Origin of the sequence: Sphingobacterium faecale (genome assembly GCF_016746095.1) — a bacterium.
Lineage (GTDB): Bacteria > Bacteroidota > Bacteroidia > Sphingobacteriales > Sphingobacteriaceae > Sphingobacterium > Sphingobacterium faecale.
In genome coordinates this window covers 109,052-122,373 of sequence record NZ_JAERTY010000004.1, presented here as the reverse complement: position 1 = coordinate 122,373, position 13,322 = coordinate 109,052, and the positions used below count along the sequence as shown (strand labels likewise).

The window sequence follows — 13,322 nt, the reverse complement described above, 5'->3', positions numbered from 1 at the left end:
TTGTATCAATGCCATTCTTCACGGCCTAGTGTTTTTTTGTTTTTAGTTTCTATTGGCGAGGGATAGTCCGTTTCTTTAACCTTTACATTAGACAGTTTCGGTTGTCCGGCATCTATCCAAGCCGAGTACCAAAAAGAAGCTACTTGGAGTATTGATGCTCTTAATCGCCTTTCTACCATTCCGTTGAGAGCCTTGTGGTATTGTGTTGCGTAGGCGTCAGAGTAGGTGTATATCAGTTGGTTGTTTCGTTCAATATAAGCCTTTCTTTCAGATTCTTTGAATAATTGCGAGAGTGTTTTTTCAATTTGGAGAACAGAGTCCACAAGAGCGTTGCTTTCTCGGACTATTTTCCAGGATAGGGCAAGTGGATCTTCTATATATTCAGCCTTTTTGATAAAGTAATTATAATCATTGGAAAACATTTCAGGCAGTCTTGTCTCCCAGAAGGCATGTATTCCGATTTGATTGCTATACTGACCATTATAATTGCTACTTGTGTGCAAAGGGACGTGAGCGTCAGCTATATAATGGCCTAAGTCAGCACTGTATTGAATGATCTTCTTTTCATTGTTCTCTTTAAAAGCTCTGATAAGATTATTGTAAGTTTTCGAAATCTGCCAAGGCACAACCCCTTGGACCAATAATTTACGTTCAGTAAACTTTTCTACAGCTTTGCTCCAGTGTATAGGAATAGAATCTATGTTCTCATAGCGATCTACATCAATATAATGTCTAGGGCCTTCTATGGTGTCGACGTAGCAACGTTTATCTGCATCGACAGCTTTTTCTGTAATGAGTTTTATGTTTTTCTTAAAGAAAGCAGCCATTTCTGTCGGTAGCAGAAACACGGCGGTTTCATTGATTTTTTTATGGGCATAAAATCCCCATGAGGAAAGGAAAATAGACAATGTCAGAGATGAAATTAATAGTGCTATCTGTTTCATAATACATTGGTTATAAGGTTAAAGGTAATAAAACAAATGAGTTAACTATAATTTAATAATTGAAAGCGGATCAAATGAAAAAAAAACAGTATTTTCGATTTACTTTAGATAAACGATGAAAATATTATACGCCATACAAGGAACCGGAAATGGTCATCTTTGTCGAGCCATGGATGTAATTCCTTGTTTGCAACAATTTGGTGAAGTAGACGTATTGATTAGTGGTATTCAGGCTGATATCCCATTACCTTTTGAAATTAAGTACCGGTTACACGGCCTTAGCTTTATTTTTGGCAAGAGCGGAGGCGTGGATCTATGGAAAACTTTTATGAGCTCTACAATACGGAAGTTTATTCAGGAGATAAACTCAGTTCCTGTTGAGAAGTACGATCTTGTTATTAATGACTTCGAACCCATTACCGCTTGGGCCTGCCACACTAAAGATATCCGTTGTATAGGCTTGAGCCATCAGATCGGTGCCTTACACCCCGACAGTCCCAAGCCAGACGAGGGAGATATGATGGGTAAATTTATTATGAAAAATTATGCACCTGTTTCTGATGCCTATGGATTTCATTTTAAATCTTATCATAAATCTATTTATACACCTGTAATTCGGGAGTCCATTCGTAGTTTGGATCCGACAAATGACGGGCATTATACGGTATATTTGCCTTCGTACGACGATGCACATCTTTTAAAACATTTAACCAAGTTTGAAGGGGCAAAGTGGGAGGTTTTTTCGAAGCATAACTCCAAATCATTACGTTATAAAAATGTAAGTATTAATCCGATAAATAGTGACGCATTTGTAAAAAGTATGGCCTCCTCGGAGGGAGTTTTATGTGGAGCTGGATTTGAGACGCCAGCGGAGGCTTTGTATTTAGGGAAGAAAGTTTTAGTGATCCCGATGAAGAATCAATACGAACAGCACCTGAATGCTGCAGCTTTAGAGAAAATGGGGATTCCTGTTATTAAAAGCTTGAAAAAGAAGTTTGAATATGATATAGAACTGTGGTTGAATGATAACAATCCCATAACTGTTGATTATCCAAATCATACTATGTCTATTATAGAAACGATTGTAAATAACCATAAATGAAATTTAAAGTAATATGTGCTCTCGCTATGGTTAGTGGGGCTTCTTTGTGTATTGCCAATGCGCAGACAAAATCTAAAAAACAACCTGTAAGAACACAAAGCAACAGTAAGTCTACCGGAAAGACTGCCTCAAAAGGTGCTCCAGTAACAAATACGATAGTTTTAAAGACAGAGAAGGATTCATTATCTTATGCATTGGGAACGGATATCGCCAAGTCTTTAAAAGGGAATGGCTTTAATTTGGACTTAAAAATGCTTTCAGCTGGTATATCTGCCTATTATAAAGGAACTGATGTTTTATTGACAGAGGATAAAAGTGCGGAGATAATCCAAGCTTCTGTACGTAAAATGATGGAGCAGAAGAATGCAGAGCTTCGTAAACCAGGAGAGGAGTTTCTAGCAAAAAATAAACTTAACCCGAATATTAAAGTGACCGAAGAAGGGGTTCAGTATGAGGTATTGGCCGAAGGAGAAGGCGCGCATCCAACTGTTTCAGACGAAGTCTTGGTCCATTATTTAGGGACATTGCCTAATGGAGAGAAGTTTGATAGTTCCTATGATCGAAACGAAGCGCTGAGCCTTCGCCTGACAGGAGTGATTAAAGGATGGCAAATTGGTATTCCATTAATGAAAGTTGGGAGTAAATACCGTTTTTTTATTCCTTATAATCTAGCTTACGGAGAGCGTGGCACGGGAGGTATTCCCCCGTTCAGTCCATTAATCTTCGAAGTAGAGCTTTTAGAGATAAAAAGTAAAGATGCTGCTGAATAACCTTGGTAAATCTGGGTTAGAGGTTTCTGCTCTTGGTTTTGGAGCTATGTCACTTTCTGGTAAGGATGAAGCCGCTGATATGAAATTGATCAGGACTGCTTATTCGGAAGGAGTCTGTTATTTCGATACGGCGGATTTGTATGCGAAAGGTGAGAATGAGGTGTTATTGGGAAAAGGAATAAAGGCATTTCGAAAAGAGATCATATTGGCGACAAAGGTGGGTAATGTTTGGAACGAGACAGGAGATGGTTGGGGATGGGATGTGTCCAAGGAATATATCAATCGGGCTGTAGATGCTTCATTGAAGAGATTGCAGACCGATTATCTGGACTTATATCAATTACATGGTGGCACGATTGCCGATAATTTTGATGAGGTAATCGATATCTTCGAGCGATTGAAAACGTCTGGTAAGATTCGGGCCTACGGACTCTCTTCGATTAGGCCTAATGTGTTTGGGTACTACGCTAAAGTGGCTAATATCTCATCCAATATGATGCAATATAGTATGTTGGATACGCGGCCTGAGGAATATTTAGATTTTCTTAAATCGCAAGAAGTAGGAGTGATTGCTCGAGGAGTGTTGGGGCAGGGGCTCTTAGTTAATAAGCCAGCTGTGGGGTATGTGGGGCTGGATGTGGGCGCAGCGGAGGCTATTCAACGAAAAGTTAAATCCATTGCCCTTGGGTACGGCGTGTCATCTAGTGCTGTTGCACTAACTTATGTCTTACGTAATGCTGCTGTTTGTACAGCGTTGGTAGGTGCACGTACCGTTGCGCAGTTCAATCAATTGATTCAAGCATATAAAGAAATGGAAAAACTGCAAAGCGCTGTGCTAGATGGTATGGGGGCTCAATTACGTTATGAACAACATCTGTAGTTTTGAGGCTAATGTTTTTTAGCCTCAACTTTTGAAATACTTCTGCATAATCTGCTGTAAATCCTCTGGGGTATCTATCGCATCATTCGTATGATTGGATATTGCGGTATTAATTCTGAATCCGTTATCTAACCACCGTAGCTGCTCCAGCGCTTCCATTGCTTCCAAATCAGAATAGGGTAGATTCGCAATTTCCTTTAATACATCCACGCGATAGCCATAGATACCAATGTGATTGTAGTAAGGACGCAGTTTTAACCAGTCTTCTTTTTTCGCTCCTCTTAAAAAGGGAACTGTCTGTCTAGAAAAATAAATCGCTTCTCCATTTTTACTCAATACTACTTTCGGTTTGTTTTCATTGAATAATTCTTCAGCGTTTTCGACTTTGCGAACCAATGTTGCGATTTGGGTCTGAGGATGTTCGAAGCAGGTCGTTAATAGATCGATTTGTTGTGGGTCAATAAAAGGTTCATCCCCCTGTATATTTATAACGACATCAAATCCTTGGATATTTTCGATGACCTCAGCACAGCGGTCGGTTCCGGATTGATGTGTTGCTTTTGTCATTGCGACATTTCCACCAAAACTCTTGATATGGTCATATATTCGTTGGTCATCTGTAGCAACAATGACTTCACTTAGAGATGAAGCATGTTTAGCCTGATTGTATACCCGTTGTATCATACTAAGTCCTCCAATATCTACCAAAGGTTTACCAGGAAATCTTGAAGAATCGTATCGCGCGGGAATTATGCCTATCGTTTTCATTTGTGTGTACTATTTATTGAGGAAAAATAACAATAAATCTCAAATAAACCATTTTTATATGAAATATCCATAAGTTTCACACACAAGCATCTCAAATATTGATGTAGAAAAGACTGTACACACTCTGGATGGCCTGAAGAAGCATGTACAGTATTCGCAACGAGATGACTGGACCGAAGCTAAAGTTGGGAGGGGGCTGATAAAAAAAGGCGCCTATATTATTTGAGGCGCCTTTGAGTTTAATATGATGTAGGGTTAGATACTAATGGATAAAGAGAAGTTCTCGAAGCTTCGGTAAGGGCCATTTTGAATCGTCAACTATCTTCTCCAATTTGTTCACGTGGTACCGTATCTCATCAAAATATGGCTTCACGATTTCGTCATAAGCAATTGCTTTTTCACGCATATCTTCAATGGTATTTGCTTTTTTACGAGCCTGACGCATTTCTTCTGATTTTTCTAAGATTGTATTTGCATGCTTAGAGATGCGTTCAACTAGATTTAATTGCGAGGAATAAGCTTCTTTGGCCAAACCTAGATCTTTCAGACCTCTGACATTTTGTATCAATTCGTTCTGATAAGTAAAGCAGGCAGGGGCAATTTGACTATTTACAACCTCTCCGATAACACGGGCTTCTATTTGCAGTTTTTTATAGAAGTTCTCTAATAAAATTTCATGACGTGCTTCCGATTCGCGTTTGGAATAAATTCCCAGACGTTCAAATAGGGCAACAGTTTCTTCTTTAACATAGATATCCAGCGATTTTGGTGTTGACTTGATATTTGATAAGCCTCTTAATTCAGCTTCTTGAGCCCACTCGTCACTGTATCCATTGCCCTCGAAACGAATAGCTCTAGAGTCTTTAATGTATTTCCGCAATACATTTAAAATAGCTAAGTCTTTTTTCGTTCCTTTTTTGATTTGTTTATCTACTTCAGCTTTAAATTCTATTAACTGCGCCGCAACTATTGCATTTAATACTGTCATCGGTAATGCCGAATTGGCCGAAGATCCTACCGCGCGAAATTCAAATTTATTACCTGTAAAAGCAAAAGGAGAGGTTCTGTTGCGGTCTGTGTTGTCCAATTTAAGTTCTGGTATTTTTGGGATACCGTGCCAAAGATTTGCCTCCGACTTCACTTTCTTCGCTACGCGAGCTGATTCTATCTCATCCAATAGTTCGTCAAGCTGTGATCCCAAGAAGATAGATATGATAGCAGGAGGGGCTTCATTTGCTCCTAGACGGTGATCGTTACTGTGACTTGCAATAGATGCACGTAACAAATCTGCGTACTCGTGTACTGCTTTGATTGTGTTTACAAAGAACGTTAAGAACATAAGGTTGTTCTTTGGCGTTTTTCCAGGAGATAGTAAATTGATCCCTGTGTTTGTAATCAGTGACCAGTTATTATGTTTTCCTGATCCATTGACGCCAGAGTAAGGTTTCTCATGTAATAACACTTTGAAGTTGTGACGTATAGCAACTTGCTCCATCACATTCATAAGTAATTGATTGTGGTCTATGGCAAGATTGATTTCCTCAAACATTGGAGCACATTCGAATTGTGAAGGAGCGACCTCGTTATGTCGGGTTTTTAATGGAATTCCAAGTTTAAGAGCTTCGTTTTCCAAGTCAACCATAAATGCTAGGACACGTTCAGGGATAGCTCCAAAATAGTGATCTTCGAGTTGTTGTCCTTTGGCTGACATGTGGCCAAAAAGTGTTCTACCTGTCAGTTGCAGGTCTGGACGGGCATTGTATAGTGATAAGTCAACCAAAAAGTACTCTTGCTCGATACCGAGCGATGTATTTACTTTTGTAACTGTTTTGTCGAAATATTGCGCTACATCAATAGCTGCTTTATCGATCGCATTTACGGCTTTTAATAAAGGAGCTTTGTAGTCTAAAGATTCACCCGTGTAGGAAACAAAAACTGTAGGGATACACAATGTCTTTCCTGCAGCAGATTCATAAATGAAGGCAGGGGAGGAAGGGTCCCAAGCAGTGTATCCGCGAGCTTCGAATGTATTGCGGATGCCCCCATTTGGAAAAGAAGAAGCATCTGGCTCTTGTTGTACAAGGGCGTCGGCTGTGAATTTTTCGATGGCATCACCATTTTCATCCGGCTCAAAAAAGGCATCATGTTTTTCAGCAGTACTGCCTGTCAGCGGTTGGAACCAGTGGGTGTAATGAGATACGCCATTTTGGAGCGCCCAGGTCTTCATTGCTTGTGCAATGAATTCGGCAATCTCTCGGGATATCGGTCCACTTTCTTCAATTGCTTTTGTTAGTTCCTTGAAAGTATTCTTGGGTAAGAAATCTTTCATTTTTGCACTGGTGAAAACATTTTTACCAAAAATAGTAGTTGCTCTTTTGGTTACGACCTTTTCTTCGGGTAATGCATGCCTAGAAGATGCTGCATTTACGGATTCGAATCTGATGTTTGACATTTTGTTGTGGAGTTGGTTGTGTTTTTGTGCTATTGTTGTCTTTTTCTGTTCAAAAATACAATGATAATTTTATTTTTTTCATTTTTTTTGAAAAAATAAATGAAAAAGCTCTAGATTTTTTATTTTCTAGAGCTTTTTTTGTTGTTTGTGGGGGTTTGTTTGTGTTATTCTGTGTTGAATCCCCAGTTTATTCCTTTGTTTATTGCTGGGACTCCTGATTTTATCCATTCCGCTGCGGGTTTGCCCTTTAAAAAGTGGTCGAAGAACTGACTTTGTCTGATTTGTATGTCTTTTCTGTTCTGACGTTGTATTAAATTGTGGTCGTCCCCATTATAGTTGAGTAACCATGCAGGTTTGCCTAATCTCCGGAGAGCAGTAAACATTTCAATCCCTTGGTACCATGGCACTGCGCCGTCGTTGTCATTGTGCATGATTGCTACTGGGGTATTTACCTCATCCATAAAGAAGAGTGGCGAGTTCTCAATATAGCGTTCTCTATCTTCCCATAGGGTAGCACCTAGGCGGCTCTGGGTTTTCTCATATTGAAACTGTCTCGACATGCCCGTACCCCAGCGGATACCGCCATAGGCCGAAGTCATATTGACGACAGGCGCTCCTGTCCAAGCGGCAGCATACATGTTGGTTCTTGTAATAAGGTGAGCAACTTGGTACCCTCCCCAGCTTTGACCTTGAATAGCCATTTTAGTAGAGTCGACCCAGTTGTTTTTTGCTAGATAACGCATGCCGGAGTTGATATACTCTTCGGCGGATCTTCCGGGATGCCCAGTTTGATAGCGAATATCGGGTGCAAAAACAAGGTATTCATTACTGACGAAATACGGAATATTAAGCCTTGATGGCGTTGGGGCCGGGGCTTGATAGCTGTACAATCCCTGAGATAGCCTTTCGTAGAAATAGGCTATTATCGGATATTTCTTATTTGGGTCAAAGTTTTCAGGTTTATAGAGTATTCCTTCCGCTGGATACCCGTGCGGTGTTGTCCATTTCACCAACTCAGCCGTTCCCCAGTTGTATTCCCGCTGTTGAGGGTTGATATCTGTGAGACGTTGTTCTACCTTAAAGTCGGTAGTGCTATATAGGTCTGGGCTCGAGGTATAATTTTCTTTGGTATAGACATAGATATTGCTCTTATCATCTGTCTTAAAATTCTTGAAAGTAAACTTGTCTTGAAGAATTTCTGTTGGATTTTGTTTTTTTGAAAGCAATACAGAGAAAATTCCATTTTCTTTGCTCTTCTCGTTAAAGCTAGTCAGCAACAGTTTGGTATTGTCTTTTATTTTCGTAGTTCGGTTTCTGGGCGTGCCGTCTTTTATCAGTAATGGTCTAAGCACAATAGCATTAGCCCTTCCAAACTGATTTGTGATAGATTTTTGTGTTTTTCCATCAAGTGAAAAATACCAGACGTCATATCTGTCGTTGATGTAGACACCTCCGTTATCTTCGGCCCAAGCGGCGATGCCGTAAGCTGCTGCTGCTGTAGGCATGTCATTTTCCTCATCAGCAAACTTTACATTCAGGCCTTTGTTCAGGCGCTGTTCTGTTCCGCTCGCGATATGATGACTGTACCAGTTACCTTCTGTTTCGTCAAATAGCACAATGTAGTTTGCGTCAGGGGATAGAAAAGCCTGCCCTTGCCAATCTGATTTTATAGACTTTCTTTCTCCTGTCCGTGTCGATATAGCGTAGATCTGTTGTAATTGAAACGCTTGCCATTGATAGGCTATTCTATTTCCGAGAGAAGAAGTGGCTAGAATCCATTCCTGTGTAGCTGCATCAGTATAAGCTGTACGATCGAAGGTGTCATCAGTAAGTGCGATTAGTTGATTGGTCTCGAGATTGTAGACTGCGTCATAGCTCTTGCTCATATCTTTTTTAAGATTAACAAGTTGCTGTGTCATCAGGTAATCGTCTTTCCAGTGCCATATGTCCACCTTTGCGTTTTCGAAATCTACGAGTGTAGTATCTTTGACTGGAGGAATAGGGGCTAGGCCAAAAAATAGTCTTTTGGAGCTTTCGTCAAAATTGAGTTGACCATCACCAGATACGTACCATTCTGGCGGAACTCCCTTGGTATTTTTACCCGCAATTACATGGGCAGTATCTTGGCCTATATGATATAGGTAAAGTCTGAAATCTTTTTGTAAGGCTTTTTCAGGACTCTTGTCTGCTAAAAAAGACAGATGGTTACTTTGATCGTCAAACGTTATATTTTTATATATACCTCTACCGTTGCTAATCTTCTTCAACGATTTTTTTGCAAGATCGTAAATATAGAGACCGTCAGCATTAGAGCTATCTTTAGTTTCTGTCTTTTTGCTGAAAACAAGATATTTCTCATCGTTACTAAAGAGATAGCTGTCTGTTTTCCAGAACTGGACCGTATCTTTTGTTTGCAACTGTTGAAGTATAAGTACATTTTCTTTTTTAGCTATACTGCTCTTTTTCGGAGATTTGGATGCCGTGGAATCCTTTTTAGCTATTGTGCTGTCAGCCGTTGCCGAACTATTCAGCTCTTGTGTATAAGCAATGAAATTAGTTGGATAGTATGCTAGTTTATAGTTTTTTATAGCGCCGATAGCTATTCTGTTTTGACTATTGATGTTAAATATTTCAAGTGAGTCCTTTGGAAAGTCATCACTTTTCTTCTTTTTGATTTTAGCCTCACGGGTGTCTTTGAATGGTGGTTTTATCAAAGTGATCAAAAAATCCTCTCTTTTCGTCATTTTTGGCGAAGTGCCGCGTTCGAAGCGTTGCAATAGATTGTTTTTTTTGTCTTTTAAATCGATGTATCCATCTCCTTCCTGTGGGCTTACAGTGTAGAAAATATAATTTCCAGACTTAGACACATCTACATTTGAAATATTTTTCCATAAATCATAACTGGAATGGTCTATCGGTTTTTTTTGTGCGATAAGACTTGGTAGTGTTACGCTACAAATAATAAACATTGATATGGTTTTCTTCATGTAATAAATGATTGTTCAGTTAGACCAAACTTAGATAAAATGGTGCGCATTCACGAATAGCGAATAGAAAAATTACATAGAAGAGAATATATGTAATTTTTGGCACGTAAATTATTATATATAGGAGTTGAATAGAAGAAGATAAGGTGGATAATGAAAACAAACCGATCTGCCAGCTTGCGGATCATAGAATAATTATATACATATGAAATATCCATGTAGCAACAACTGCACAAACACGAATGAATATAGTTTGGATATTCCATATGACAGATAAAAGACAAATTATATACATATGAAATCAACGGGAATTGTAATTGGTGTTATAGCGGCTTTAGCTTTAGTCGTTTCTGCTTTTTTATTAGCTGGTGCTTATAAGTACAAGTTTAAAGTGAACAATACGATAAATGTAACAGGAAATGCAAAGAAAGACTTTGAGTCTGATATTGTTAAATGGACTGCGTCCTACAGCCGTAAATCTATGGATCTCAGTGAAGCGTCGGAGCAGTTGAAGCGAGATCGGGACTTGGTTAAGAATTTTTTGGTTCAGCGAGGTATAAAGGAAAATGAGATCTTGTTTGAGGCCGTTAATATCTCAAAAGACTTCTCTTACCATACCGATGAGCGTGGAAATAGCTATAATACTTTTTCTGGTTATAGTTTGACTCAGGTTCTGAGCGTAGAATCCAAAGATCTGGATAAGGTAGATAATGCATCAAGAGAAATTTCAACGTTGATTTCTCAGGGGGTGGAGCTTAGTTCGAATTCTCCTAATTATTATTACTCTAAATTAGAGGACTTAAAACTTTCGTTGATTGCTGAAGCATCGCAGAACGCAAAAGCTCGTGCGGAAAATATAGCAAAAGAATCTGGTTCGAGATTGGGTACTTTGCTGCGAGCAGATCTGGGGATATTTCAGATTACCGGGCAAAATGATAACGAAGATTTTTCTTACGGTGGCGTGTTTAATACAAGCTCCAGGCTGAAGACGGCTAATATTACAGTAAAGACCAGTTATGGTCAATAAGTTATAAAATATATCAAAAAAATAAAGCGCAAGATATTCTCTTGCGCTTTTCCTTTATTGGTTGTTTGTGTTAACCTAAATAAGATTTTAAAATTTTGCTACGGGAGGTGTGGCGTAGGCGTTGTAATGCCTTGTCTTTTATCTGACGTACACGCTCTCTCGTTAAGCTGAATTTTTCACCGATTTCTTCAAGTGAAAGTGGGTGATTGGATCCTAGACCGAAGAACAACACGATAATCTCGCGCTCGCGTTCTGTCAAAGTTGATAAAGATCTTTTGATCTCTTCGGATAATGACTCATCTATCAATGAACTATCTGTATCTGGATCAGAGTTTTCTAATACATCGAGTAGGGTGTTTTCTTCTCCTTGTACAAAAGGAGCATCCATGGACACGTGTCTACCTGAATTACTTAATGTATCTGATACCTTATCTACAGTTGTTTCTAAGATGTCTGCTAATTCTTCTGGAGAAGGCTCTCTTTCGTATTCTTGTTCTAGTTTTGAAAATGCTTTGCTGATTTTGCTTAATGATCCCACTTGGTTAAGGGGAAGGCGTACGATACGTGATTGTTCAGCGATAGCTTGCAAAATAGATTGACGAATCCACCACACAGCATAAGAAATGAACTTAAAACCTTTTGTTTCGTCAAATCGTTTAGCAGCTTTTATAAGTCCTAGATTTCCTTCGTTGATCAAGTCTCCTAAAGTAAGACCTTGATTTTGATACTGTTTAGCTACGGATACGACGAATCGTAAGTTGGTTTTTGTTAGTTTTTCCAATGCCACTTGATCCCCTTCGCGAATCCGTTGTGCTAAGATTACTTCTTCTTCAGCAGTAATCAAGTCAACTTTACCAATTTCATGTAAATACTTGTCAAGAGATTGAGATTCACGATTCGTGATCGATTGTGTAATTTTGAGCTGTCTCATTAAAATTTATACCTTTCTTCTGGAATGTTGCAAAAATACAAAAAAATATGATTATTGAGTGTAACAAAATTGTAATTTATTTACTCATTTTGAGGTAGTTATGCAAGATAGTAAAACTGATAATTAACATCAAAAATCGTTCCAAATTTATGTTCTGTTACACATTGTCATGTTTAAAATAATATTCTATGTTTAAAACCTTTTTTTTGGAAAAATGTTTTATAGTAAAGAAAATTAAATATAGAGGATCATGGGTATAGTAATACGTTTGGATGAAGTGATGGCAAAGAGAAAGGTTTCTTTAAATGAACTTAGCGAACGCGTTGGTATAACGCTTTCTAATCTATCCATATTAAAGAATCAAAAGGCAAAAGCAATTCGTTTAAGCACGTTGGCAGCCATCTGTCGAGCACTTGACTGCCAACCTGGTGATATTATTGTTTATCAAGAAGACGTTAAATAGATGGTTTTAGTCAAAACGGTAACCTCTTAAAAATTCTTCAATGGACATCCGCTTTTTACCCTCGATCTGTAGGGAGATTAAGCTGATGCATCCGTCCGTTGTGTTGAATTTTAAGAAACTTTTCCCGTCCGTGTCGAAAGTTCCAGGAGTGCTTTTTGAAGGGAGCCGTTCTTTATTGGCCTCGTATATTTTTAAAACTTTACCATCCAATAAGGTGTATGCTGCAGGATAGGGACTCAACCCTCTAATCTTATTGTAGACTTGATCGGTAGGATTGTCCCAGTTAATAACGCAGTCTTCTTTGAATATTTTTGGTGCATGTTTGAGGGATTTACTCTCGGCCTCGTCTTGCGGAATAGCTGTAATACTACCGTTTTCTAGTCCCTGTATTGTTTTTATTAATGTTCTTGCACCTGCATACATTAATTTGTCATGTAATATTCCTGCAGTATCACTGTCTTCTATTGATACTTTTTCGTTCAACAATATGTTGCCTGTGTCTATTTCTTGTTGTAGTAGGAATGTGGTTACACCACTTTCTTTTTCACCATTGATAATGGCGTGGTTGATAGGAGCAGCGCCTCGGTACTGCGGTAATAGAGAGGCGTGGACATTTATAGTGCCCAAGGGAGGCATATTCCAAACAACTTCAGGAAGCATGCGAAAAGCAACTACAACCTGTAGGTCGGCTTGATAGGATTCGAGTGCTGTTAAGAAATCGGGAGCCCGCAGCTTTTCGGGTTGCAATACAGGGAGGCTATTCTCCAAGGCAAATAATTTGACGGCAGATTGATGTAGTTTTTGTCCACGGCCTGCAGGTTTGTCGGGGCTAGTGACTACTGCCACTACGTTTTGTCCGGCATCGAGTAGTGCTTTTAGAGAAGCTACAGCAAAGTCAGGGGTGCCCATAAAGATTATACGCATATATAAAGAAATTAAAAGTTAGAAATTAAAAAATCAAAATCAAGAGTTTGCAATTAAAATATTCAAGAACAAGG

At 39.0% G+C, this 13,322-nt stretch carries 11 protein-coding genes; 5 read left to right on the top strand and 6 right to left on the bottom strand.

Going from position 1 to position 13,322, the window contains the following annotated elements; genetic code table 11:
- Window positions 1-5: 5 nt before the first annotated feature.
- On the bottom strand, window positions 6-944 hold the full coding sequence (locus JKG61_RS08485) for a zinc dependent phospholipase C family protein (protein WP_202102547.1): 939 nt from the start codon (window positions 942-944) through the stop codon (window positions 6-8).
- A gap of 115 nt (window positions 945-1,059) precedes the next feature.
- On the opposite strand from JKG61_RS08485, the gene JKG61_RS08480 reads away from it, so the two are divergent.
- The 3 genes from JKG61_RS08480 to JKG61_RS08470 are packed head-to-tail and all read left to right on the top strand — an operon-like array spanning window position 1,060 to window position 3,696.
- Entirely contained in the window at window positions 1,060-2,046 is a 987-nt protein-coding gene (locus tag JKG61_RS08480; protein ID WP_202102546.1) for a glycosyltransferase family protein, read from the top strand.
- Entirely contained in the window at window positions 2,043-2,816 is a 774-nt protein-coding gene (locus tag JKG61_RS08475; RefSeq protein WP_237249416.1) for an FKBP-type peptidyl-prolyl cis-trans isomerase, read from the top strand. Before JKG61_RS08480 ends, JKG61_RS08475 begins: the two co-directional genes overlap by 4 nt.
- A complete protein-coding gene (locus JKG61_RS08470; protein ID WP_202102545.1) occupies window positions 2,803-3,696 on the top strand; it encodes an aldo/keto reductase in 894 nt (297 codons plus the stop codon). The genes JKG61_RS08475 and JKG61_RS08470 overlap by 14 nt, the downstream gene beginning before the upstream one ends.
- 24 nt (window positions 3,697-3,720) lie before the next feature.
- Here JKG61_RS08470 and kdsB read toward each other — a convergent pair whose 3' ends face one another.
- From kdsB to JKG61_RS08455, 3 genes are all read right to left on the bottom strand, one after another.
- Entirely contained in the window at window positions 3,721-4,464 is a 744-nt protein-coding gene (gene kdsB / locus JKG61_RS08465) for a 3-deoxy-manno-octulosonate cytidylyltransferase (protein WP_202102544.1), read from the bottom strand.
- A 262-nt stretch (window positions 4,465-4,726) separates the two neighbouring features.
- Window positions 4,727-6,916, bottom strand: a complete 2,190-nt coding sequence (locus JKG61_RS08460; protein WP_202102543.1) for a glutamine synthetase III family protein — start codon at window positions 6,914-6,916, stop codon at window positions 4,727-4,729.
- Between the two features lie 164 nt (window positions 6,917-7,080).
- On the bottom strand, window positions 7,081-9,903 hold the full coding sequence (locus JKG61_RS08455; RefSeq protein WP_202102542.1) for a S9 family peptidase: 2,823 nt from the start codon (window positions 9,901-9,903) through the stop codon (window positions 7,081-7,083).
- A 295-nt stretch (window positions 9,904-10,198) separates the two neighbouring features.
- Between JKG61_RS08455 and JKG61_RS08450 the strand changes: the two genes are divergently transcribed.
- Window positions 10,199-10,930, top strand: a complete 732-nt coding sequence (locus JKG61_RS08450; RefSeq protein WP_202102541.1) for an SIMPL domain-containing protein — start codon at window positions 10,199-10,201, stop codon at window positions 10,928-10,930.
- Window positions 10,931-11,000: 70 nt separating this feature from the next.
- Here JKG61_RS08450 and JKG61_RS08445 read toward each other — a convergent pair whose 3' ends face one another.
- Window positions 11,001-11,861, bottom strand: a complete 861-nt coding sequence (locus JKG61_RS08445) for a sigma-70 family RNA polymerase sigma factor (protein ID WP_021069785.1) — start codon at window positions 11,859-11,861, stop codon at window positions 11,001-11,003.
- Between the two features lie 250 nt (window positions 11,862-12,111).
- Here JKG61_RS08445 and JKG61_RS08440 point away from each other — a divergent pair, with 250 nt between their 5' ends.
- Window positions 12,112-12,324: a helix-turn-helix domain-containing protein gene (locus JKG61_RS08440; protein WP_202102540.1), complete on the top strand. Its 213-nt coding sequence runs from the start codon at window positions 12,112-12,114 to the stop codon at window positions 12,322-12,324.
- 6 nt (window positions 12,325-12,330) lie between these two features.
- Here the strand turns inward: JKG61_RS08440 and fmt are convergent, their stop codons facing one another.
- Window positions 12,331-13,248: a methionyl-tRNA formyltransferase gene (gene fmt, locus JKG61_RS08435; protein ID WP_202102539.1), complete on the bottom strand. Its 918-nt coding sequence runs from the start codon at window positions 13,246-13,248 to the stop codon at window positions 12,331-12,333.
- Between the last annotated feature and the right edge of the window lie 74 nt (window positions 13,249-13,322).

Coding starts and splice junctions, on each gene's coding strand:
- JKG61_RS08485 (WP_202102547.1), bottom strand. CDS start 944: ATGAAACAGATAGCACTATTAATTTCATCTCTGACATTGTCTATTTTC.
- JKG61_RS08480 (WP_202102546.1), top strand. CDS start 1,060: ATGAAAATATTATACGCCATACAAGGAACCGGAAATGGTCATCTTTGT.
- JKG61_RS08475 (WP_237249416.1), top strand. CDS start 2,043: ATGAAATTTAAAGTAATATGTGCTCTCGCTATGGTTAGTGGGGCTTCT.
- JKG61_RS08470 (WP_202102545.1), top strand. CDS start 2,803: ATGCTGCTGAATAACCTTGGTAAATCTGGGTTAGAGGTTTCTGCTCTT.
- kdsB (WP_202102544.1), bottom strand. CDS start 4,464: ATGAAAACGATAGGCATAATTCCCGCGCGATACGATTCTTCAAGATTT.
- JKG61_RS08460 (WP_202102543.1), bottom strand. CDS start 6,916: ATGTCAAACATCAGATTCGAATCCGTAAATGCAGCATCTTCTAGGCAT.
- JKG61_RS08455 (WP_202102542.1), bottom strand. CDS start 9,903: ATGAAGAAAACCATATCAATGTTTATTATTTGTAGCGTAACACTACCA.
- JKG61_RS08450 (WP_202102541.1), top strand. CDS start 10,199: ATGAAATCAACGGGAATTGTAATTGGTGTTATAGCGGCTTTAGCTTTA.
- JKG61_RS08445 (WP_021069785.1), bottom strand. CDS start 11,861: ATGAGACAGCTCAAAATTACACAATCGATCACGAATCGTGAATCTCAA.
- JKG61_RS08440 (WP_202102540.1), top strand. CDS start 12,112: ATGGGTATAGTAATACGTTTGGATGAAGTGATGGCAAAGAGAAAGGTT.
- fmt (WP_202102539.1), bottom strand. CDS start 13,248: ATGCGTATAATCTTTATGGGCACCCCTGACTTTGCTGTAGCTTCTCTA.